The sequence below is a fragment of the Dongia deserti genome, assembly GCF_003574735.1.
GTDB classification, from domain to species: domain Bacteria; phylum Pseudomonadota; class Alphaproteobacteria; order Dongiales; family Dongiaceae; genus Dongia_A; species Dongia_A deserti.
On the sequence record NZ_QORW01000011.1, the window covers coordinates 63,920 to 86,819 of the forward strand.

Sequence of the window (22,900 nt, forward strand, 5' to 3'; positions counted from 1 at the left end):
TCGCGTTATTATTGTGACTGCGCCAATGCCATCGCGCCCCAAGCCACCTTGAGCGTGCAGACGATGCTATGACTGGATGGCCCCCGGGCTCGGGGGCGCACGAAAGCCGAGCCGGGGGCTTAGAGGCCCACCATCAGGGTTTCCCTGCAGCAGCGCAGGTTGCATGTGCTCGGACTGTTCATAAAGCCAACATGGGCCCTGTGGCCGGATTGTCAAGCGGAACCGGCCGCGAATCGCTGCCGGGTCCTGCCGTTCACAGGCGCGTCACAGGCCGACGCCCCTCATGCCCTCTTCGGTGTAGCGGGCGCCCGCGACCTCGCTGGGGGCGAAGATCCGGTCGAGCTCCGCGATGTCCGTCGGATTCAGCTTGATCTCCGCCGCGGCGACATTCTCCCCGAGGTAGGTGCGCCGCTTGGTGCCGGGGATCGGCACCACATGCGGGTGCTTGTTGAGCAGCCAGGCAAGCGCGATCTGCGCCGGCTTCGCCCGATGCTCCGCCGCGAATTCTCCAAGCGCTGCGACGAGGATATTGTTGCGCTGCAGCGCTTCCGCCTGGAAGCGCGGATTGGCGCGCCGGAAATCGGTATCGGGTAGATCCTCCGTCGTGCCGACCGTGCCGGTCAGAAACGCACGACCCAAGGGCGAATAGGCGACGAAGGTGACGCCGAGCTCCGCGCAAGCCTGCAGCAATCCCTGCTCGGCATCACGGCTCCACAGTGAATACTCGCTCTGCACGGCCGCGATCGGATGCACATTGTGCGCCTTGCGCAAGGTCTCTACCGAGACTTCGGAGAGGCCGAGCGCCTTCACCTTGCCTTGCTTGACCAGTTCCGCCATGGCCCCGACCGATTCCTCGACCGACACATCCGGATTGCGGCGATGCATATAGTAGAGCTCGATATGGTCCGTCCCCAGCCGCTTGAGCGAAGCATTGCAGGCGGAGCGGATGTAGTCCGGCGAATTGTCCACGCGCCGTTCGTAGGCGCCGGGCTTGCGCACGATGCCGAACTTGGTGGCGAGGATCACCTTGTCGCGCTTGCCGTTCAGAAAGCGGCCGACCAATTCCTCATTGTGGCCATGGCCATAGGTATCGGCGGTGTCGAAGAAATCGATCCCGGACGCGACCGCCGCCTCCAGCGTTGCCATCGATTCCGTGTCATTGGGCGTCCCATAGAACTCCGACATGCCCATGCAACCGAGGCCCAGTGCTGATACGGAAAGGCCGCTGCGGCCGAGAGGGCGGTGCTGCATGGCGAGCTCCTGAAGTGTGGTGTGGCAAACTCTTGAGGTAGGAGGCGGGACCGGCACGTGCAACCCTTCATCGGTGCGTCAATCACAATGTCACCCTCATCGGGACCAGAGTAGGCACTCTTCCTTGTCGCGGTTTCGACGTGGTTCGGCGACCTTGGCGCAGGCTGTGACTGGACGCGGGCCGAGGGACGCGTCAATCTTCGGCGCAGGTGCGCTCGGAAGGAGGCTGCAGTCATGACCGTCGTCCTTTGCTTCGGCGATTCCAACACACACGGCTCAATTCCGATGCATCACCGCGACGACATCCGGCGCTTCGGGCCGGATGAACGCTGGCCCGGCGTGCTGCGCAAAGAGCTTGCCGCCGACTTTACGGTGATCGAGGAAGGATTGCCGGGGCGCACCACCCTGCACGACGATCCGATCGAAGGCGTCTACAAGAACGGCCTCTGGTATCTGCGCGCGTGCCTGGAAAGCCATCGGCCGATCGACATCATGACCCTGATGCTCGGCACCAACGACCTCAAATCGCGCTTTGCGGTGCAGCCACTCGATATCGCCGAGTCCGTCGGCATCCTGCTCGACACGATCGCCAAGTCCGGCGCCGGGCCGAACAACACGGCGCCACGGGTCCTGCTGATCGCGCCGCCGCCCCTCGCCAAGCTCACCTTCCTCGGCGACATGTTCTTGGGCGGCAGCGAAAAATCCCAGCGCCTCGGCGCCGCCTATCGCCCCCAAGCGGAGAAATACGGTGCCGCGTTCCTGGATGCCGGCACCGTCATCCGCACCAGCGACACCGACGGCGTGCATTTCGAAGCGGGCGAGCATGAGAAGCTCGGCAAAGCAGTGGCCGCCGCGATCCGCACGATGACTGCATGATCTCCCTCGTCATCTTCGACTGCGATGGTGTCCTGATCGACAGCGAGATCATCAGCGCGACCACGCTGGTGGAGGCGCTGACCGAGCACGGCATCGCGATCGAGATGGGCCATGTGCTGGAGCATTTCATCGGACACCCGTATGCGGTGGTGGCGGGCAAGATCGCGACCATGGCCGGCGCGCCGCTCCCCGCGTCGTTCGAGAGCGCCTACCGCATCCGCTTGGCGCAGCGTTTCGAAGCGGAGTTGCGCCCTACGCCCGGAGTCCGCGACGTGCTGGACCAACTCGCGGTTCCTTATTGCGCAGCCACCAGCTCGAGCCCGGAGCGCGCGCATCATTCGCTGCGCGCGGCAGGCCTGGCCGAGCGATTTCGCGATCGGGTGTTCACCGTCTCCATGGTCGATCGGCCGAAGCCCGCACCGGATCTGTTCCTGCATGCAGCCGCCGTGATGGATGTCGACCCCAAGCACTGCCTGGTGGTCGAGGACAGCGACCTCGGCATCGCTGCAGCGCAGGCCGCCGGCATGATCGCGTGGCAGTTCACCGGAGGGAGCCATTACGCTGCCTGCCACCGCATGCCGGCGCCGGACATCAAGCCCGACCGCTCCCTCCGCGATATGAGGGACTTCTTCGCCGGCGCACCGCACTTGAGGCGCTGACACGCTTCGGACTAAGGTTTGCGCCCACGAGGGGGCGCATGGCGAAGAAACCGGACAGCGAAACCAGCAGGCTCGACGAAGCGGCGCGGGCGGGCTGGCTCTATTACATTGCCGGCAACACGCAGGACGAGATCGCGGTCAAGCTCGGGGTGTCGCGCCAGACGGCGCAGCGCCTGGTCTCGCTCGCTGTCAGCCAGCGGCTCATCAAGGTGCGGCTGGACCATCCGATCGCCAAGTGCCTCGACCTGTCGCAGCGCCTCATCGACAAATATGCGCTGCAGCTGTGCGAAGTGGTGCCCGCCGATCCGACCTCGCCCTCAACGACCCTCGGCGTGGCCGAGGCGATGGCGGCGGAGTTGGAGCGACGGCTCGCATCACAGCACCCGATCGTCGTTGCCATGGGATCGGGGCGTACCCTGCGCGCCGCGGTCGAGCAACTGCCGCCGATGGAATGCCCGCAGCACAAGATCGTCTCACTGGTCGGCAACATCGCGCCGGACGGCTCCGCGTCCTTCTACGATGTCATCATGCGCATCGCCGATGCGGTGAAGGCGCCGCACTATCCCATGCCCCTGCCGGTCATTGCTTCGACCATTCATGAAAAAGCTTTGTTCCTGTCGCAGAAATCAGTGATGAGCGTGGTCGATCTGGCCCAGCAGGCCGACGTTACCTTCGTCGGCGTCGGGCAGATGGGCGACAGCGCGCCTCTGGTGCAGGATGGCTTCGTCACCGCGGCGGAGATGCGGGCGCTCGTGAAGGCGGGTGCGGTGGGCGAGATCGTCGGCTGGGCTTTCGATGCCAAAGGCAGGCTGATCGAGGGCCTCACCAATGACCGCGTGGCGAGCGTGCCGCTGGATCAGCCGGCCGCGCGCCTCGTCATCGCCGTTGCCATGGGCGTCTTCAAGGCCAAGGCGCTGAAGGCGGCGCTCGCCGGGAAATTCATCACGGGCCTCATCACCAACGAAGTTACGGCTGAGCTCTTGCTCTAGAGCTGAGCCTTTTCCCACAAAATTTTCCATTATAGCGCAATAGTTTACGTGCCAGCGCTGCGCCGCAGCACGGAATCCGCCTTGACTCGAGCCACCTGCAGTTCGAGTATATGCCCGTTCAATTAGCAAATGCTCAGCATAAGAGCTGGATGGGAGGAACCATGAAACTGATGCTTCGCGCCCTCTCCGGCGCGTGCGTGCTGGCCGCTCTGGCATTTCCGGCGGCGGCAGACACCAAGCTCACCATCGCCACGGTCAATAACGGCGACATGATCCGGATGCAGAGGCTGGCGGATGATTTCACATCGAAGAATCCGGACATCAGCCTTGAATGGGTGACGCTCGAAGAGAACGTGCTGCGCCAGAAGGTGACGACCGACATTGCCACCAAGGGCGGGCAGTTCGACGTTCTCACCATCGGCACGTACGAAGTGCCGATCTGGGCCAAGAAGGGCTGGCTGGTGCCGCTCGACAATCTCGGCGCCGCGTACGACGTCGATGACCTGTTGCCCGCGATTCGTTCCGGCCTCTCGCTCGACGGCACGCTCTACGCCGCGCCGTTCTATGGCGAGAGCTCGATGGTGATGTATCGCAAGGACCTGTTCGAGAAGGCCGGCCTTACGATGCCGGATGCGCCGAGTTGGGACTTCATTGCGGAAGCGGCGCGCAAGATCACCGATCCGTCGGGCGGAGTCTACGGCATCTGCCTGCGCGGCAAGGCTGGTTGGGGCGAGAACATGGCGTTCCTCACCGCCACTGCCAATTCCTTCGGCGCACGCTGGTTCGACGAGAACTGGAAACCGCAGTTCGATCAGCCGGAATGGAAGAACACACTCGCGTTCTACACCCAGCTGATGAAGGACGCCGGCCCTCCGGGCGCCTCCTCCAACGGCTTCAACGAGAATCTCGCTTTGTTCAATTCCGGCAGGTGCGGCATGTGGATCGATGCCACGGTCGCGGCCTCCTTCGTCACCAACCCGAAGGAATCGAAGGTCGCGGACAAGGTGGGCTTCGCCCTTGCGCCGGACAACGGGCTTGGCAAGCGCGGCAACTGGCTGTGGGCCTGGTCGCTCGCGGTGCCGGCGGGCTCGCAGAAGACCGACGCGGCGCAGAAGTTCATCGCCTGGGCGACTGGCAAGGACTACCTGAAGCTGGTCGCGGAGAAGGAAGGCTGGGCCAACGTGCCGCCGGGCACGCGCACCTCGCTCTACGAGAACCCGGACTACCAGAAGGCGGCACCCTTCGCGAAGATGACGCTGGATTCCATCAACTCCGCCGATCCGACCAAGCCGACGGTGAAGCCGGTGCCCTATGTCGGCGTGCAGTTCGTGGCGATCCCTGAGTTCCAGGGTCTCGGCACACAGGTAGGCCAGCTGTTCTCCGCAGCCTTGTCCGGCGACACGACAGTCGATCAGGCGCTGCAGAGCGCGCAGGCGATCGCCACGCGCGAGATGACCAAGGCAGGCTACATCAAATAAGCCACTGCCTCCCATCTCCCCTTGCTGCCCGGCTCCGCGCAGGGCCGGGCGGCACCTTCTCTTCGGAGCCTGATTGGCTCGCGCCCAGTACCGTCATGGTTGTGCGTGGGCACGACCATCCACGAGTACCCGGCGAGGCTGCACGAAGCGTTCGAATATGCGTCGGATAAGTTCATCACTCGCTGACAAACTCGTGGATGGTCGGACCAAGTCCGACCATGACGAAAGAGTGAGCGTGTAGAGCGAGGCGCAGCAACCATGGCCACACGTCAGACACGCATCCTTGCCCATGCGGCGACCGCGCCATCCACCCTGGTGCTGTTCCTGTGGATGATCGTGCCGCTCGCCATGACCATCTATTTCTCGCTGTTGCGCTATTCGCTGCTCGATCCCGGCAACGAGAGCTTCATCGGCCTCGTCAATTACGAATATTTCCTGAGCGATCCCGCGTTCTTCGCCGCACTCTTCAACACGCTGAAGCTGGTTGGCGGCGTGCTCCTGATCTCGGTGGTCGGCGGGATATTGCTGGCGCTGCTGCTGGACCAGCCCTGCTGGGGCCGCGGCATCGTGCGGCTGATGGTGATCGCGCCGTTCTTCGTGATGCCGACAGTCAGTGCCCTCATCTGGAAGAACCTGCTGATGCATCCCGTTCAGGGGCTGTTCGCCTGGATCGCCAACCTGCTCGGCCTGCAGCCGATCGACTGGTTTGCTCAAGCGCCGCTGACCGCCATCACCCTGATCGTCGCCTGGCAATGGCTGCCCTTCGCGACGCTCATTCTGCTGACCGCCATCCAGTCGCTGGATGAGGAGCAGAAGGAAGCGGCGGAGATGGACGGCACGCCGCCGCTCTCGTTCTTCTTCTATATCGTGCTGCCGCACCTGGCGCGGCCGATCACGGTCGTGATCCTGATCGAGACCATCTTTCTTCTGAACGTCTTCGCCGAGATCCTGGTCACCACCGGCGGCGGACCCGGCAACCTCACCACCAACATTCCGTTCCTGGTCTATGCCCAGGCGCTGCTGCAGTTCGATGTCGGCGGCGCATCGGCCGGCGGCATCATCGCGGTCATCCTCGCCAACATCGTCGCCATTTTCCTGGTGCGGATGATCGGCCGCAATCTGGAGGCCTGACGATGGCACGCGCCCATTCGCTCCGCCGCAGAACAATCACCACCGCCGCCTGCTGGCTCGTCGGCCTCGTCATCTTCTTCCCGATCCTGTGGATGGCGGTCACCAGCTTCAAGACCGAGCTGGAGGCGGTCGAGATCCCGCCCAAGTTCCTGTTCTTCGATTGGACGACAGAGAATTACGGCGTCGTGCAGGAGCGCTCCAACTATCTGCTGTTCGCGACCAACTCCATCCTGCTGTCGCTCGGGTCGACGCTGGTCGGGCTGCTGTTCGCGATTCCTGCCGCCTGGGCCATGGCGTTCGCACCCGGCAAGCGCACCAAGGACCTGCTGCTGTGGATGCTGTCCACCAAGATGATGCCCCCGGTCGGCGCGCTGATCCCGATCTACCTGCTGTTCCGCGACCTTCATCTGCTCAACACGCGTGGCGGCATGATCGCGGTGCTGTTCCTGCTCAACCTGCCCATCATCATCTGGATGCTGTTCACCTACTTCAAGGAGATCCCCGGCGAGATCCTGGAAGCGGCGCGCATGGATGGCGCGACCTTGTGGCGCGAGATCGTGTATGTGCTGGCGCCGATGGCCGTGCCCGGCATCGCCTCGACCGTGCTGCTCAACGTCATCCTGGCCTGGAACGAGGCGTTCTGGACCTTGAACCTCACCACCACGGACGCCGCGCCACTCACCGTCTTCATCGCGTCTTATTCAAGTCCTGAAGGCTTGTTCTGGGCCAAGCTTTCGGCCGCCTCGACGCTTGCCATCGCGCCGATCCTGGTGCTGGGCTGGTTCTCGCAAAAGCAGCTGGTGCGCGGCCTCACCTTCGGTGCCGTCAAATGATCAGGGGATCGTTCCATGGGTAGGATCCATCTCAAAGGCGTGCGCAAGGCGTTCGGCGACGTCATCGTCATCCCGTCCATCGACCTCGACATCGCGGATGGCGAGTTCGTGGTGTTCGTCGGCCCGTCCGGCTGCGGCAAGTCCACGTTGCTGCGCCTGATCGCGGGACTCGAAGACGTCACCAGCGGCCGCGTCGACATCGATGGCGTCGACATGACGAATGTGCCGCCGGCAAAGCGCGGCCTCTCCATGGTCTTCCAATCCTATGCGCTCTATCCGCACATGAGCGTACGGAGCAACATCGCCTTCGGCCTCAAGATGGCGGGCGAATCGCCTGAGATCATCAAGCAGAAGGTCGAGAAGGCGGCGGCCACCCTCAATCTCTCCTCCTATCTCGACCGCAAGCCGCGCCAGCTCTCCGGCGGGCAGCGCCAGCGCGTCGCCATCGGCCGTGCCATCGTGCGCGAGCCCAAGGCATTCCTATTCGATGAGCCGCTCTCCAACCTCGACGCGGCGCTGCGCGTGCAGATGCGCTTGGAGATTACGCAGCTGCACCAGCAGCTTGCGACCACCATGATCTATGTGACGCACGATCAGGTGGAAGCGATGACCATGGCCGACAAGATCGTGGTCTTGAACGCCGGCAATATCGAGCAGGTCGGCGCGCCGCTGGAGCTCTACAACACCCCCGCCAACCTGTTCGTCGCGGGCTTCATCGGCTCGCCCAAGATGAACCTGCTGAATGGCGCGATCGCGGCGAAGTTCGGCGCCGGCACCATCGGCATCCGGCCGGAGCACATCGCCACCGCGCGCGATCGCGGCGAATGGCAAGGCGTGGTGCGGGTGGCGGAGCATCTCGGCTCCGATACGTTCCTGCATGTCGATGCCGAGACGATCGGCCGTATCACAGCCCGCGCGCCGGGCGAGCTGGCGCTGGCGGCCGGCGACAAAGTCGGCCTGACGCCGCGGCCGGACCGCATCCATCGCTTCGATTCCGACGGTCGGGCGATGCGCGCCTGATTTCAACGGAGTGGAACGCCAGCATGTATCTCGAGAAGTATAAGTTGAAAGGCCGCGTCGCGGTCGTGACGGGCGGCGGGCAGGCCATCGGCCTTGCCTGCGTCGAAGCCCTGGCCGAAGCCGGCGCCAAGGTCGTGATCGCCGACTATAACGCGAAGATCGCCGAGGACGGCCGCGATGCAATGAAGCGCAAGGGCTATGACTGCGACGTCGCGGTCGTCGACGTGACGGACTCGAAAGGCATCGAGGCGTTGGCCGACAAGCTCGGCAGGACGCACGGTACCGTCGACATCCTGGTCAACAATGCCGGCATCGCGCGTTCCGAAACGCCGGCGGAGCAAGTCGAGGACGAGCACTGGCTGAACGTGCTCGACGTGAACTTGAACGGCACCTTCTGGTGCTGCCGCTCCTTCGGCAAGCGCATGCTCGTCGCCGGCAAGGGCTCGATCGTCAATGTCGGCTCCATGTCCGGCTTCATCGTCAATCGCCCGCAAGCGCAGAGCTACTACAATGCGTCGAAAGCGGCGGTGCATCACCTGACCAGGTCGCTCGCCGCCGAGTGGGGCGGGCGCGGTGTGCGCGTCAACGCCGTCGCGCCGACCTACATCAACACGCCGCTCAACGCCTTCGTGAAATCGAAGCCAGAGATGTACGAGGCCTGGATCGGCGGCACGCCCATGGGCCGCATGGGTGAAGTGGACGAAATCGCCTCCGCCGTCCTCTTCCTCGCCAGCGACGCCGCCAGCTTGATGACCGGCTCGATCGTGCTGGTGGATGGCGGGTATACTTGTTGGTAGCGCCGAAGCAGATTGCCTGACGAACTGTGGCAGAATGGCCACAGACGTTAAACATTTTCTCGTCCCTTAACCATTTGCCGCATGCAAATTCGCCTGATCGCTCAGAGTATTACACGCGACAATAAGCTTTCGCCGGATAGAGACCCCAGCCCTTGAGCCGAAATTTAGTCTTTGACTCAAGATGTAGATAAGTCTGTGGATCGACTCAGAAATATTACGGGAATCAAATGCTTATGCGGTGATCTTGCTATTTTGCTTTGACTTTTAGGTTAATTGCACGCATCGTTAACCGCGAAGTAACGCTCCGGGGTGTTCTGATTCCAGGTTGGAGCAGCAGGTTCAACAAGGGCGGTTGGACGGCGATCGGCGGGCGAGTTTCGGGGTTGTCCGCCGCGAGTTTTTCAGTGCCGCACGCGCGCCTTTGAGCGAACCTGACATCCCTCGGAATTCGTGACCGAGCGGTCGCATTGGGGAGTCGCTCGATGGCTGCAGAAGCCATGGAAGTGCAGCAGCTCCTGCAGTTGGCGCGGGAGAAATCGGAGCAGGCGCGGTCGCATCTCTTCGAGGTGATGGGCGACCTGTTCCAAGAGCAGGCCGCGGTCCTGAGCGCGCAAGAACGCGCGCTGATGGTCGACATCCTCGAAAAGCTGGTCCGCGAAGTCTCCCACGACATCCGCCTCAAGCTCTCCCATCGGCTCGCCGATCTGCCCGGAACGCCGCGCGAGCTCGCCATCCTGCTGGCCAACGATGAGATCGACATCGCCTCGCCCATCCTGATGCGCTCCCGCGCGCTGCAGGACGCGGATCTGATCGAGATCATCCATCACCGCTCGCGCCAGCACATCCTGGCCGTCGCCATGCGGCGCGATCTCTCCATGTCGGTCAGCGACGTGCTGGTCGAGACCGGCCACAGCGACGTGATCATGGCCCTGCTCAACAACCAGGAAGCCACGATCTCGGAAAAGACCATGGCCTATCTTGTCGACCAGTCGAAGCATATCGACGAGTTCCAGGAGCCTCTGGTCCATCGCCGCGACCTGCCGCGCGATCTGGCGGTCAAGATGTGCTACTGGGTCTCCGCCGCGATCCGCCAATTCATCGTGGAGAAGTTCCAGGTCGACGCAAACGAGCTCGACGACACGATCGAGCCCATACTCCAAGAACAGGTGGAAGCGACCAAGGCCGAAACGCCGTCGCCCGAAGCGCTGACGCCAGCCGAAGAGGCCGCGCGCGCGATCAAGGAAAGCGGCAAGCTGACCGCGCGGCTGATGATCCAGACCCTGCGCCGCGGCGAAGTGCCGATGTTCGAAGCCATGTTCGCGCAGGCCTCGGAGCTGCGCCTCGGCCTGGTGCATCGGCTGCTGTATGAAGTGGGCGGCAACGGCATCGCGGTGATCGCGCGCGCCTTGCGCCTGTCGCGCGAGGAATTCGCCACCATCTATCTGCTGACGCGCCGCGCGCGCCCGGGCCTGGGTGGCGGCGCGGTCGACTTGGGCCGGGCGCTGGGCTTCTACGACAAGGTCGCGACCGACGCGGCTATGAAGGTTCTGGAGCGCTGGCGGCGCGATCCACAATATCTCTATGCCATCAAGACTATCGAGCAAGGCGGAAGCCGGCCAGGCGGGGGCGCCGATTTCTTGGGCCCGACTTCCGAAGGGGACGGGACGCAATGATGCAGGCATCGATGATCGTCAGCGACTGGCAACCGGAGATCGGCCGGTCGCCGACACCGGAGCAGTTACGCGACATATTCCAGAAGGAGCTGATGGATCTCGGTCCGGCCTTGTTCCTCGCGGACAAGACCGGGGCGATCCGGTGGTGCAACTCAGGCTATCGGCGCGTTGCCGAGGTGCAGACGGAAGATGGCCGCATCGGCGACCTGCTGCCGTTGCGCCAGGTGGCGGAGGAGATCGAATACAGCCGCAGCACCGTCTATCGCGAGGACCGCTACATTATCGGCCAGACCACGCAGATCCTGAAGTCGCGCATGGTGCCGGTGTTCGACAATGACGGCGCCTTGAACGGCTTCGGCGGCATCCTGCAGATGTTCGCCGACCATGGCATCGGGACCGAAGACATCGCCCAGATGCTCGACCGCTACATGGACTTCCTGCGCCTGACCGCCGACTGGGTGTGGGAATCCGACGCCAACCTCAACTTCACCATGGTCTCGCAGCGCATCACCAATGCGCTCGACCGCCCGCCGCAGGACTATATCGGCAAGAACCTCCTGAACATGATGGTGACGGACACGCTGCGCCAGGTGGCCAAGCGCCGATTCGAGCGCATGTCGCCGTTCCGCGACGTGCCGTTCGACGCGATCGACGGCGAAGGCAAACGGCGACTATTCATGCTGTCGGCCGTGCCGGTGTTCGACCGGGCGAACGGCACGCTCAAGGGCTATCGCGGCGCCGCGACCGACATCACCGAATTGACCAAGCGCGAGGAAAGCCTGCGCATGGCGAAGGAGCAGGCGGACGTCGCCAGCCGTGCCAAGACCCATTTCCTTGCCAACATGAGTCACGAGCTGCGCACGCCCTTGAACGCCATCATCGGCTTCGCCGACGTGATGCGCATGGAAATGATCGGGCCGGTCAGCAACCCGCAATACAAGTCCTACATCCGCGACATCCACGGCAGCGCGCTGCACCTGCTCGGCATCATCAACGACATCCTTGATGTCTCGCGTATCGAGGCGGGCAAGGTGACGTTGCATGAGAGCGTGGTCAGCGTGGACGAAATCGTGGAGTCGGTGGTGCGCCTGGTAAAGGAACGCGTGACCGACAGCCAGCTCTCTCTCGATCTCGACGTCGCGGCCAAGCTGCCGCGCGTCCACGCCGACAAGCAGAAGCTGAAACAGATCCTGATCAATCTCATCGGCAACGCCATCAAGTTCACGCCCAAGCACGGCCGCATTACCGTCGGCGCGCGCCTCTCTGCCCATGGCGAACTGGAGCTCAGCGTGGCCGACAACGGCATCGGTATCAGCCAAGAGAACATCGACCGGGTGCTGGAGCCGTTCGTGCAGGTCGATTCCGCTCTGCACCGCAAGTTCGACGGTGCCGGCCTCGGCCTGCCGCTGTCCCGCGGCCTCGCGCGCCTGCATGGCGGCGAGCTTCGCCTCGAAAGCGCGCCGGGCAAAGGCACGCGCGCCATCATCACGCTACCGGCCTCGCGCCTGCTCGACGGCAAGCACCTGGCGGCGGTGCGGTAGCAGGAGCCAGATATCAGATGTCGGATGTCAGATGGCGCGTCTCGCATTTTCCTGAAATCTGACACCTGATCTCTGATCACGCTGCCGCTGAGCGCTGCACCAGGCGTTCCGCCGGGAAGGCGACCGTCACCTTCGTTCCGACGCAGAGCTCGCTTTCGATCTCGAGGCGGCCGCCATGCAGTTCCGCCAGTTTCTTGGTGAGAGGCAGGCCGAGACCGGTGCCTTCGTATTTGCGGTTGAGGTCGCTGTCTAGCTGGCCGAAGCGCTCCAGCGCCCGCGGGATGTCCTCTTTCGCCATGCCGATGCCGGTGTCGGCCACTTGGACCACGAACTCTTTCTCGTCGCAGAACGCGATCAGCCGCACGCGCCCGCCACGCGGCGTGAACTTGACAGCGTTCGACAGCAGATTGAGCAGGATCTGGCGCACACGGCGCTCGTCGGCACGCAGAATGGGCAGCTCGTGGGCGATTTCTTGTTCGATGATCACCCCGCCGCCATTGGCCTGGGCTTCGATCATGCGCAGCGAGGTCGACAGGGTATCTCGGATGTCGATCTGATCCTCCTGCAGCGTCAAATGGCCCGCGTCGATCTTGGAGAAATCTAGAACGTCATTGACCAGGGCCAGCAGGTGCTTGCCGCTGCGGTGGACGTCATTGACATAGCCCTTGTAGCGCGCATCGCCGATCGGGCCGAACAGCTCGCCCTTCAGCAGTTCCGAGAATCCGATGATGGCGTTGAGCGGCGTGCGCAGCTCGTGGCTCATGGTCGCGAGGAACTGCGACTTGGATTGGCTGGCCTCCGCCGCGGCGTTGAGTGCCTGGGTGAGGTTCTCAGTCGTTGCCTGCAGCTCGCGCTTGGTGGCTTCGAGCTCCAGCACGTAGGCGCGCAAGCGTTCCGCCTCCTGCGCGGCGCGACTCGCCAGGTGATGATCGGTGATCGCGGCCACCAGGCCGAGGATGACAATCATCGACATGACTGCGGCGATCGCAATCGCCAGACGTTCCGGAGCCATGACCGAGCCCAGCGGCAGCAGCATGACCGGGTCCGGCGTCAGGGTCAGCGCCGACATGCCTGTGAAGTGAAGACCGGCGATCGCCAAGCACATCAGACTGGTGCCATTGATCAAACTACGCCAGCCGTTACCCCGCGCGAAGACATGAATCGCCACTGCGCCCATCGCGGTGCCGATCAGGAGCGACGCCACGACGTAGGCGGGATCCCAGTCACGGGTCGCCTGAACCTGCGACGCTGCCATGCCAGTAAAATGCATCGCGCCGATAGCTGCGCCGAACACCGCGCCGCCAAGGGCGGGCGCTTTGCGATACAGCACGATAGCGAAGCCGACGAACGTCACGACGATGGCGATGACAATCGAGAGAATAGTGAGGCCGATATCGTACGTCAGCCGCAGGGACTGCTCATAAGCCAGCATCGCCACGAAGTGCGTGCTCCACACCGCAGCGCCGGCAACCACCGACGAGGCCACCAGCCAGCGCCGATGGATCGCGCCGGTCTTCTCGTCACGCGCACGCGCCAGCAGGCTGAGTGCGGTAAGGGACCCGAACGCGCAGACCACGGCAGCGAGCAGAACGAGCGTGATGCTGTGCTGCTCCGTGATGCAGCTCAAGATTTTGATCATGAAACGATTCAGCCTCATTCGAATGAAAGAAGCGTAAATATGGCTATTTCATTCGGATGTACCTGCCGAGATTCGGTGCTCTCTGACACCAGAATGTAAGGGCAAGACGGCTCCGTATCGCGAGAGTTGCTTCGGCTTCTTGCGCTCCGGCATTTGTCTAAAATTGTCGGCTCCTCGAGTCAGCGTCCGCGCTGCGGTTCCTTCAGCCCCGCCTCCAGCCCGTTGAGCGTCCGCGGATACATCTGGCGCATGAGACGTGCGGAGGTCGTGCCTTCCCACGCGCACGGATCGCGCGGGTTGATCCAGATCGCGCTTCTGAATCGTTTGAGCAGCCGGGTCAGCGCTTGATGTAGTTGGCGATGTCGTGGACCTTGGCATCGCCCAGCTGCCCGTCGCAGCGGCAGGCCGAGTGACTGTGCCCCCCTCTGCGCCAGCACCGCCTCTCCGGTGTCCGGCTCGCCCTTCATCAGCAGCAGCCGTTCCAGGGCGATCGCGGCATGGACTGCGATCTCCAGATCGCGGGTCGCGATGTAGCCGTCTGTGGAAGCACAGCGAAGGCGTTGGGCTGCGCGGCGCCCTCATCACGTGGGCGGCGAACCATAGCAGCGCCTTCGGCTTGATCCAAACCGCCGCCCCGGGCCAAATAGCCGGATGACCGAATCCAATCCGGCCCGCGTGGCGCGCTTCAAGATCGGCGACGTGGTGCGCCACAGGATCTATCCGTTCCGGGGCGTGGTCTACGACGTGGATCCGGTCTTCAACAACACCGAGGAATGGCTGGCCTCGATTCCCGAGGAGATCCGGCCGCACAGGGACCAGCCCTTTTATCACCTGCTGGCCGAGAACGACCGCACCACCTATGTTGCCTATGTCTCGGAGCAGAACCTGCTGCCGGACGACACGGGTAAACCCTGTCGCCACCCGATGGTGCCGGAGATGTTCGAGGGGCCGATCGCGGGTGTCTACCGGCTGAAATCCATCAAGCCCAACTGAGCCGGCTATCTCCTACATTCCCGCTTGACTTGGCCCAAGTTTCGGAACATAAAAAGAACAAAGAGCGATCAAACAGGAGACACGGCCATGCTCAACTATGCCTCTCATGTCCTGGAAGGCGCCGCCTTTGCCGCCATCATGCTGCTGATTGCAATCTCGCCGGGCCTTCTGGCCAGCTGAGGCTTTCCATGTTCCTGATCGACCGCCCCGCCCTCTCGCCCAACCTGCGTGCGGACCTTGCGCCGCGGCAGCTGTTCGGCAGCACGGGTGATGTCGTTCGTGCGGCCCTGGTGGCGCGTCCTCCAGTGACGGACCCAGCGGCACCAATCCAGCGTCACCCCAACCGCCAATTCGACTTCACCGTCACGGCGCCGACGTGGCGGCGCAAAGCGGTCTAGCGGCAACCGACACCACCCATCACGTGTTGTTATCCGGCGGTGGACCGCAGGCGTTGTCCCGTGTCTCTGCGGGCCTGTGAATCAGGTTCGCGGCGGGTGCGGCCGAGCAGCGTCAGAGGAGCACGGTCGTCCGGTCTGCCTGCAAGTGCGCTCCCTATCCCATCGACTCGCGTTCAGAGCAAGGGAGTGTTCGCGTGCCGCTGTCCACCATCCGGGACTTTTTGCGTCGTGAGTCGGCGGGCGGCTTCGCTCTGCTCGGCGCGGCTTTGCTGGCGCTTGCACTCACCAACTCGCCGCTGGCCGGCCTCTATCACGATTTCTTCGCGCTGCATCTGACCGTCAAGCTGGGCGATGTCGGGTTCGACAAGTCGCTCAACTACTGGATCAACGACGGTCTGATGGCGATCTTCTTTTTCCTGGTCGGACTCGAGATCAAGCGCGAGCTCATCGAGGGTGAGTTGTCGAGCCCGACGCAGGCAGCGCTGCCCGCGATTGCTGCGATCGGCGGCATGGTGGCGCCCGCCGCGATATATGTCCTGGTCAACGCCGGCACGCCGGCGACGCTCGACGGCTGGGCCATTCCGGCGGCCACCGACATTGCCTTCGCGATGGGAGTACTCGGCCTGCTCAGCAACCGCGTGCCCGACAGCCTGAAGATATTTCTGCTGGCTCTTGCCATCATCGATGATCTCGGCGCCATCATCATCATCGCCATCTTCTATACCGCGGATTTGTCGTTGCAGGCGCTTGGCCTGGCCTCGATTGGCGTCACGCTCCTTTTCGTTATGAACCGCCTGAACGTGCAGAGTCTCGCCGCCTATGTGCTGGTTGGATTCTATGTCTGGAGCTGCGTGCTGCAATCGGGGGTACATGCGACGCTAGCCGGTACTGTCGTCGCCCTATTCGTGCCGCTGCGCGTACCGCGTGACGAAGATGAAGACTCCCTGCTAAAGCGCTGTATCGACGGCCTGCATCCGTGGGTAGCCTTCGGGATCGTACCGGTGTTCGCGTTTGCCAATGCCGGCGTGTCCCTGGACGGCGTCACTTGGGAAACGATCGTGGCGCCTGTCACGTTGGGCGTGGCGCTTGGACTCTTCATCGGCAAGCAGGCCGGCGTGATGGCTGCAATCGCGTTGGCGCACGTCACGCGGGTGGCGCACCTGCCGCAGGGCACGACCTGGAGGGAGGCTTACGGTGTCGCGGTCCTGACCGGCATCGGCTTCACGATGAGTCTCTTCATCGGCGGGCTTGCGTTTCGCAAGCTGGATCACATCGTGGAGATGCGCCTCGGCGTGATCGCCGGCTCGATCCTCTCGGCGGCCGCAGGACTGCTTGTGCTGATGTGGGCGACGCGGCACCGAACGGCGGAGGCAGCGACTCAATAGCGCCGCGCCGCCTTGCGGAAGGCCTCGATCGGGACGGCGGCGCCGAAACTGCGCCCGTCTTCCAGTGTCACGATGGCGCTCTGCAAGCCGATAATCTCCGCCCCGGCGGGCGTCACCAGCAGCAGCGGCGCGCCGGACGTGCCGTAAGTCGCATCGCAGTCATGCAGCAACAGATGCCCGTTTTCCACCTTGGCGATCAGCTGGCAGCCATGATGCTGGGTCAGGATCTCCGCATAGTCGCCGTTATAGCCGGCGATTGTCAGTTCGCCGTCCTCCACGGCCCTTTTCATCTGCTCGAATGACAAGCTGCTGAGCTCCACCGGCTGTATGGCGAGGCTGCGTTCCAGCTCCACGAGGGCCCAGTCATTGCCGATGTTCGATTCGTCCTTCGCATCCCCGGGCTTCCATTTGGGCGAGATGGTGAAGTCCCGCCCCTTGGCGTGGGCCCGATACGCACCGCGGTGATAGCCGGCGACGAAATGCACCTCCATCGGGATGGTCCAGCGCTGGTCCCTGAAATTGTAGAGGCAGTGCGCCGCCGTCAGGACCAGGTTCGGCGCGATCAGGGCGCCGGTGCAATGGCCGCCGATTTCGCGGTTGATGCGGCCGAGCGCAATCCACGGCCACGTCTCATTGTCGATGGGCGTGCGGTCGTCCGCGCCTTCGATGCCGATGATCGTGCTCTTGGCCTCGTCGGCCCGCACGATGCCGGCCAGCAGCATCAGCGCAAGAACCGCCAGCGCAAATCCGACCGCCAGCGCCTGGATGCCGGTCCGGCTGGAGCGCCGGCGCCGCTGCTGCCGGCGCATCATCCGGTCCTGGGCCCGGCGCTGCGGCCCGCGGCTGTCGGCGCCGGCCAGAACGACGCCATAGAACTTCTTTCCGCCGAGGGAGGCGGGCAGGCTGAAGCGCCAATCTACGCTGTGTTGGCGGGGGGCCGCAGCGGCGGCGGCGCGTTTGATATCGTCCAGTTGCGCAGGGGAGAGGCCGGATTTCGTTTCCGGCGAGAGCCGCGCAAGAAACAGATCGCCCCACAATTCTGCATCCCGCCGGTCCGCGGGCGCGGCGCCGTTCCCGGTGTTGCCGCGCGTGGTCTTTCCGCCTGTCGCCATGCTCTCAGCAGTCCTTTGCACGGTGCCCCCACCGGCCGTTCGAGGCTAGCCGGTCGATTGTTAAGGAAGCGTGACCAACCCGTTGGTTTAACGCCGTTTTCGCCGTAGTCGCCTGGAATCCTCAGTTCTGTTGCGCTAGACTCGCCTTGCCCTCCCAGCACCGCTGCCGCTAGAGCACGGCCAAGTATTCCAAGATCAGGACAATCATGAAATCCGAAACCCTCAAGCAGCAACTGATGGACCAGGTTCTCCGCTTCGTCGGCGGCCGGATCGAGCGCGGCCGCGCGTCCCAGGTCGAATCCTTCGTCCGTCAGTTCTACGCCAATGTGCCCGTCGCCGACATCGCACAGGATCCGCCGGAAGATCTGTTCTGCGCCGCGCTCTCGCTGTGGCAATTCGCCCATAAGCGCAAGCCGGGCGTGGCGAAGGTGCGCGTCTTCAATCCGCACCAGGACGAGCATGGCTGGCGCTCCAGCCACACCATTGTCGAGATCGTGAACGACGACATGTCATTCCTGGTGGATTCGGTGACCGCCGAACTGGCGCGGCAGAATCTGGACGTTCACCTGGTCGTGCATCCGATCATGCGGATCGGCCGTGATTCCTCCGGGCAGATGGTCGAGATCGGCAAGAAGGACGCCCAGGGCGTCGGTTCGGCCGAATCCGTCATGCAGATTCGCGCGACGCAGGTCGCGCAGCCGGAGAAGCTGGCGCAGATCACACGCGGCATCGAATCAGTGCTCAAGGACGTGCGCGTCGCCGTCACTGATTGGCGCGAGATGCGCGAGCGCCTGCGCGAGACGATCGAGGCGATCGACCGCAAGAAGCTGCCGGTCGACGAGGACGAGCGGGCGGAGGTGTCGCGTTTCCTCAAATGGATCGTGGACGACCACTTCACTTTCCTCGGCTATCGCGAATACGCGATGACGGGTACCGGCGAGAAGGCATCGTACCAGATCGTCGACAGCCGGTCGCTCGGCATCCTCAAGGACTCCGATGTTCGGATTTTCGGCGGCATGCGGAACAAGGAAAGCATGCCGACCCAGGTGCGCTCCTATCTGCGCCAGCCCAAGCTGCTGCTGATCACCAAGGCCAATACCCGCGCCACCGTGCATCGCGACGTGCCGATGGATGTGTTCGGCGTGAAGACGTTCGACGCCAAGGGCAACGTGACCGGCGAGCGGTTGTTCGCCGGCCTCTTCACATCGGCTGCCTACAGCCGTTCGCCGCGCGAGATTCCGATGCTGGATCGCAAGATCGAGACCATCATCGAGCGTGCCGGCTTCTTGCCCGACAGCCATGACGGCAAGGCCCTGGCGCACATCCTGGAGACCTATCCACGCGACGAACTGCTCCAGGCCAGCGAAGACGAGCTGCTGGAGACCGCCGTCGGCATCCTCAACCTGCAGGAGCGCCAGCGCGTCGCCTTGTTCGTGCGGCGTGACCCCTATGAGCGATTCGTCACTGCGCTCATCTTCCTGCCAAAGGATACGATGAACACCGCGCTGCGCCTGCAGATGCAGGAGGTGGTGAGCAAGTCGTTCAACGGCACGCTCTCCGCCTACTACGTGCACCTGGGCGACAGTGCGCTGGCGCGCCTGCAGCTCATCATCGCGACCACGCCTGGCCAGGTACCGATGGCCGATCTCAAGGAGCTGGAGACGAAGCTCGCCGACGTGGCGCGCTCCTGGGCAGACCACTTGCGCGATGCGCTGGTCGAGGCCAAGGGCGAGGCTGCGGGCACGGACCTGCTACGGCGCTATCGCGATGCCTTTCCGGCCGGCTATGAGGATCATTTCAACGCTCATGCCGCGGTCCACGACATCGATCGCGTCGAGGAAGCGCGCTACCAGGCGGTTCCCGCCATCAATCTCTATCGTCCGATCGAGGCAGCGCCCAACGAGCTGCGCCTGAAGCTCTACCAGGTGAAGGACAAGATCGCGCTGTCGACCGTGCTGCCATCGCTGGAGAATTTCGGCCTCAAGGTCATCAGCGAGATCCCGTTCGAGATCAACGCCCTGGGCGAGGACAAGACAGTCTGGATCCACGATTTCACCATGTGCACAGCGGACGGCGCCGAGGTCGACGTGCCGCAGATCCGCGACAAGTTCCACGAAGCCTATGCGCGGATCTGGGCTGGCGAAGCGGAGGATGACGGGTTCAACCGGCTGGTCCTCACCGCCGGCATCGGCTGGCGCAACATCGCGCTGCTGCGCGCCTATTGCAAATATCTGCGTCAGGCGGCGATCGCCTTCAGCCAGTCCTACATGGAACAGACGCTCAACGCCAACGCGGTCATCACGCGCGACATCATGCATCTGTTCTATGCCATGTTCGATCCGAGCTATTCGGGCGACCGGGCCAAGGGGACGCAAGCCATCGTCGATCGCATCCTGAAGGCGCTGGACCTGGTCTCCAATCTCGACGAGGACCGCATCCTGCGCCGGTTCCTGAATGCCGTGCAGTGCACCTTGCGCACCAACTTCTTCCAGCGTGGTGCGGATGGGAAGGACAAGGACTACATCTCCTTCAAGCTGGATTCCCTCAAGCTCGATGAGCTGCCGCTGCCCCGACCGATGGTCGAAGTGTTCGTCTACTCGCCGCGCGCGGAAGCCATCCATCTGCGCGGCGGCAAGGTGGCGCGCGGCGGCATCCGCTGGTCGGACCGGCGCGAGGATTTCCGCACCGAAGTGCTGGGGCTCATGAAGGCCCAGATGGTGAAGAACTCCGTCATCGTGCCGGTGGGATCCAAAGGCGGCTTCGTGGTCAAGCGCCTGCCCCAGACCAGCGATCGCGAGGTGCTGATGGCCGAGGTCGTGCATTGCTACAAGACCCTGATGCGCGGCCTGCTCGACATCACCGACAATCTGGTGAGCGGCAAGATCGTGCCCCCCAAGGAGGTCGTGCGGCGCGATGACGATGATCCCTATCTCGTGGTCGCGGCCGACAAGGGCACCGCGACTTTCTCCGACATCGCGAACGGCGTGTCGCGCGAGTACGGCTTCTGGCTGGATGACGCGTTCGCCTCCGGCGGGTCGGCCGGCTACGACCACAAGAAAATGGGCATCACCGCGCGCGGCGCCTGGGAGTGCGTGAAGCGGCATTTCCGCGAGCTCGGCACCGATATCCAGACGCAAGAGTTCACCTGCATCGGCGTCGGCGACATGTCGGGCGACGTGTTCGGCAACGGCCTGCTGTTATCCAAGCACACCAAGCTGCTGGCCGCCTTCAACCACATGCACATTTTCCTCGACCCCGACCCAGACCTGGCGGCGAGCCATGCGGAGCGCCAGCGTCTGTTCGATCTGCCGCGCTCCACCTGGAGCGACTACAATCCGGCCCTGATTTCCAAGGGCGGCGGTATCTATGAGCGCAGAGCCAAGTCGATCGCGCTGTCGCCCGAAGTGCGCGCCCGGTTCGGCATCACCAAGGACCATGCGACGCCGGCGGAGCTCATCAAGATCCTACTGAAGTCCGACGTGGACCTGCTGTTCTTCGGCGGCATCGGTACCTATGTGCGGGCGAGCGACGAGACCAACACCGAAGTCGGGGACCGCGCCAATGACGCGCTGCGCATCACCGGCGAGGAGCTGCGGGCCAAGGTGATCGGCGAAGGCGCCAATCTCGGCGCCACCCAGCGCGGCCGCATCGAAGCGGCCCTGAAGGGCGTAAAGATCAACACCGACGCGCTCGACAATTCCGCCGGCGTTGACACCTCCGACCACGAGGTCAACATCAAGATCCTGCTCAACGAGGCAGTGCAGGCCGGCGATCTCACCATGAAGCAGCGCGACAAGCTGCTGGCCCAGATGACCGACGATGTGGCGGAACTCGTGCTCCGCGACAACTACCTGCAGTCCCAGGCGCTGAGCATAGCGGAGGCGCAGAGCTTCACGCTGCTGGATCAGCAGAACCGCTTCATGCGAGCGTTGGAGCGTTCGGGGCGGCTCGATCGCGTGATCGAGTTCCTGCCGGACGATGAGGCCGTGCGGCAGCGGCTTAACAAGCGAGTCGGACTGACGAGGCCCGAGATGGCTGTCCTGCTCGCCTACGCCAAGAACTCGATCTACGACGAGCTGCTGCCCTCCGACCTGCCGGATGACCCGCAGCTCGAGGACGATCTCGTCAAGTATTTCCCTACCGCCTTGCAGCAATCCTACAAGGAGCAGATCGGCCGGCACCGGCTGCGGCGCGAGATCATCGCGACCGTCGTCACCAACTCCGTCATCAACCGGATGGGCGCCACCTTCATCCACGTCTTGCGGGAGCGCACCGGCCAGCCCGCCGCCGCGATCACGCGCGCTTATGCCATCACGCGCGCCGCCTATCGGCTGCGCGAGCTGTGGAGCGGCATCCAGGATCTCGACAACAAGATTCCGGCCAAGCTGCAGGTTGAGATGCTCATCGACATCAACAGCCTGGCCGAGCAGGCGACCCAGTGGTTCCTGCGCAACTGCCAGCATCCGCTGGATATCGCCGCCAATGTCGCCGCCACCAGCCCGGGTCTGATCGCGCTGGAGAATGCGTTATTGAGCTTGCTGGCGGAGGACGATCGCGCGTTCGTGGAGAGGCGCTCGGCGCATTTCACCGAGCTGGGCGTGCCCCAGGCCCTGGCACAACGCATCGCCCAAGCGCCGGCGCTGGTCTCATCGCTCGATATCGTCCGCATCGGGACCGAGCTCAAGCTGAAGGTCGAGGATGCGGCGCGCACCTACTATGCCGTGGGTGAGGCCTTCCATCTCGACTGGCTGCGCGAGGGCGCGCGCGCCCTCATCGGCGACAGCCATTGGGATCGGCTGGCGGTGTTCGCGATCATCGAGGATTTCTATGGCCATCAGCGCGACCTGACGATCAGCATCCTGTCGCAGGCCAAGGGTGTCATCGGTTCCGAAGCCATCGCTGCCTGGCGTGAGACACGCGGCGCCTCCTTGGCCCGCGCCGACGGCCTGTTCAGCGATCTGCGCCAGGTCGGCAAGCTGGAACTCGCCATGCTCGCCGTCGCCAACCGCACGCTGCGGAGTTTGATCGGATAACTCAACGCTGTTATGCGCTGAGCCTCGACAGACTCCCTTTCTTCCCTCGTGGTTCAGGGGCATATCGCATATGGCTCTTGAAGCACGAACTG

The 22,900-nt window shown here is 63.6% G+C and carries 17 protein-coding genes; 14 read left to right on the plus strand and 3 right to left on the minus strand.

Going from position 1 to position 22,900, the window contains the following annotated elements:
* Nucleotides 1-264: 264 nt before the first annotated feature.
* Complete coding sequence (locus DTX69_RS18000; protein WP_119302943.1) at nt 265-1,251, minus strand: aldo/keto reductase; 987 nt, start codon at nt 1,249-1,251, stop codon at nt 265-267.
* Nucleotides 1,252-1,485: 234 nt separating this feature from the next.
* Here DTX69_RS18000 and DTX69_RS18005 point away from each other — a divergent pair, with 234 nt between their 5' ends.
* The 10 genes from DTX69_RS18005 (at nt 1,486) to DTX69_RS18050 (ending at nt 12,248) form a co-directional block, all read left to right on the plus strand.
* Nucleotides 1,486-2,127: an SGNH/GDSL hydrolase family protein gene (locus DTX69_RS18005; protein WP_119302944.1), complete on the plus strand. Its 642-nt coding sequence runs from the start codon at nt 1,486-1,488 to the stop codon at nt 2,125-2,127.
* Nucleotides 2,124-2,786 carry an HAD family hydrolase gene (locus tag DTX69_RS18010; RefSeq protein WP_119302945.1) on the plus strand — a complete coding sequence of 221 codons (663 nt, stop codon included), beginning with the start codon at nt 2,124-2,126 and terminating at the stop codon, nt 2,784-2,786. The genes DTX69_RS18005 and DTX69_RS18010 overlap by 4 nt, the downstream gene beginning before the upstream one ends.
* Nucleotides 2,787-2,824: 38 nt before the next feature.
* Complete coding sequence (locus DTX69_RS18015) at nt 2,825-3,775, plus strand: sugar-binding transcriptional regulator (protein WP_119302946.1); 951 nt, start codon at nt 2,825-2,827, stop codon at nt 3,773-3,775.
* A gap of 161 nt (nt 3,776-3,936) precedes the next feature.
* Nucleotides 3,937-5,253: an ABC transporter substrate-binding protein gene (locus tag DTX69_RS18020; RefSeq protein WP_407643989.1), complete on the plus strand. Its 1,317-nt coding sequence runs from the start codon at nt 3,937-3,939 to the stop codon at nt 5,251-5,253.
* Nucleotides 5,254-5,511: 258 nt separating this feature from the next.
* On the plus strand, nt 5,512-6,384 hold the full coding sequence (locus DTX69_RS18025) for a carbohydrate ABC transporter permease (RefSeq protein ID WP_119302947.1): 873 nt from the start codon (nt 5,512-5,514) through the stop codon (nt 6,382-6,384).
* 2 nt (nt 6,385-6,386) lie between these two features.
* Nucleotides 6,387-7,217 (plus strand): carbohydrate ABC transporter permease, encoded by an 831-nt coding sequence (locus tag DTX69_RS18030; RefSeq protein ID WP_119302948.1) that lies wholly within the window; start codon nt 6,387-6,389, stop codon nt 7,215-7,217.
* Nucleotides 7,218-7,232: 15 nt separating this feature from the next.
* On the plus strand, nt 7,233-8,237 hold the full coding sequence (locus DTX69_RS18035; protein WP_119302949.1) for an ABC transporter ATP-binding protein: 1,005 nt from the start codon (nt 7,233-7,235) through the stop codon (nt 8,235-8,237).
* Between the two features lie 23 nt (nt 8,238-8,260).
* Entirely contained in the window at nt 8,261-9,034 is a 774-nt protein-coding gene (locus DTX69_RS18040; protein WP_119302950.1) for an SDR family NAD(P)-dependent oxidoreductase, read from the plus strand.
* 482 nt (nt 9,035-9,516) lie between these two features.
* Nucleotides 9,517-10,707 carry a DUF2336 domain-containing protein gene (locus DTX69_RS18045; protein WP_119302951.1) on the plus strand — a complete coding sequence of 397 codons (1,191 nt, stop codon included), beginning with the start codon at nt 9,517-9,519 and terminating at the stop codon, nt 10,705-10,707.
* Entirely contained in the window at nt 10,704-12,248 is a 1,545-nt protein-coding gene (locus tag DTX69_RS18050; RefSeq protein ID WP_119302952.1) for a PAS domain-containing sensor histidine kinase, read from the plus strand. The genes DTX69_RS18045 and DTX69_RS18050 overlap by 4 nt, the downstream gene beginning before the upstream one ends.
* A 76-nt stretch (nt 12,249-12,324) precedes the next feature.
* On the opposite strand, the gene DTX69_RS18055 is transcribed toward DTX69_RS18050, so the two are convergent.
* Nucleotides 12,325-13,887, minus strand: a complete 1,563-nt coding sequence (locus DTX69_RS18055) for a sensor histidine kinase (protein ID WP_162917325.1) — start codon at nt 13,885-13,887, stop codon at nt 12,325-12,327.
* A 651-nt stretch (nt 13,888-14,538) separates the two neighbouring features.
* Here DTX69_RS18055 and hspQ point away from each other — a divergent pair.
* The 3 genes from hspQ (at nt 14,539) to nhaA (ending at nt 16,663) form a co-directional block, all read left to right on the plus strand.
* Complete coding sequence (gene hspQ / locus DTX69_RS18065; protein WP_119302955.1) at nt 14,539-14,880, plus strand: heat shock protein HspQ; 342 nt, start codon at nt 14,539-14,541, stop codon at nt 14,878-14,880.
* A gap of 188 nt (nt 14,881-15,068) precedes the next feature.
* Entirely contained in the window at nt 15,069-15,278 is a 210-nt protein-coding gene (locus tag DTX69_RS18070; RefSeq protein ID WP_119302956.1) for a hypothetical protein, read from the plus strand.
* Between the two features lie 194 nt (nt 15,279-15,472).
* Entirely contained in the window at nt 15,473-16,663 is a 1,191-nt protein-coding gene (nhaA, locus tag DTX69_RS18075) for a Na+/H+ antiporter NhaA (protein WP_119302957.1), read from the plus strand.
* Here the strand turns inward: nhaA and DTX69_RS18080 are convergent.
* Complete coding sequence (locus DTX69_RS18080; protein WP_119302958.1) at nt 16,657-17,775, minus strand: trypsin-like serine peptidase; 1,119 nt, start codon at nt 17,773-17,775, stop codon at nt 16,657-16,659. The two genes, nhaA and DTX69_RS18080, sit on opposite strands and share 7 nt — an antisense overlap.
* 206 nt (nt 17,776-17,981) lie before the next feature.
* Between DTX69_RS18080 and DTX69_RS18085 the strand changes: the two genes are divergently transcribed.
* A complete protein-coding gene (locus DTX69_RS18085) occupies nt 17,982-22,808 on the plus strand; it encodes an NAD-glutamate dehydrogenase (RefSeq protein ID WP_119302959.1) in 4,827 nt (1,608 codons plus the stop codon).
* Nucleotides 22,809-22,900 lie beyond the last annotated feature (92 nt).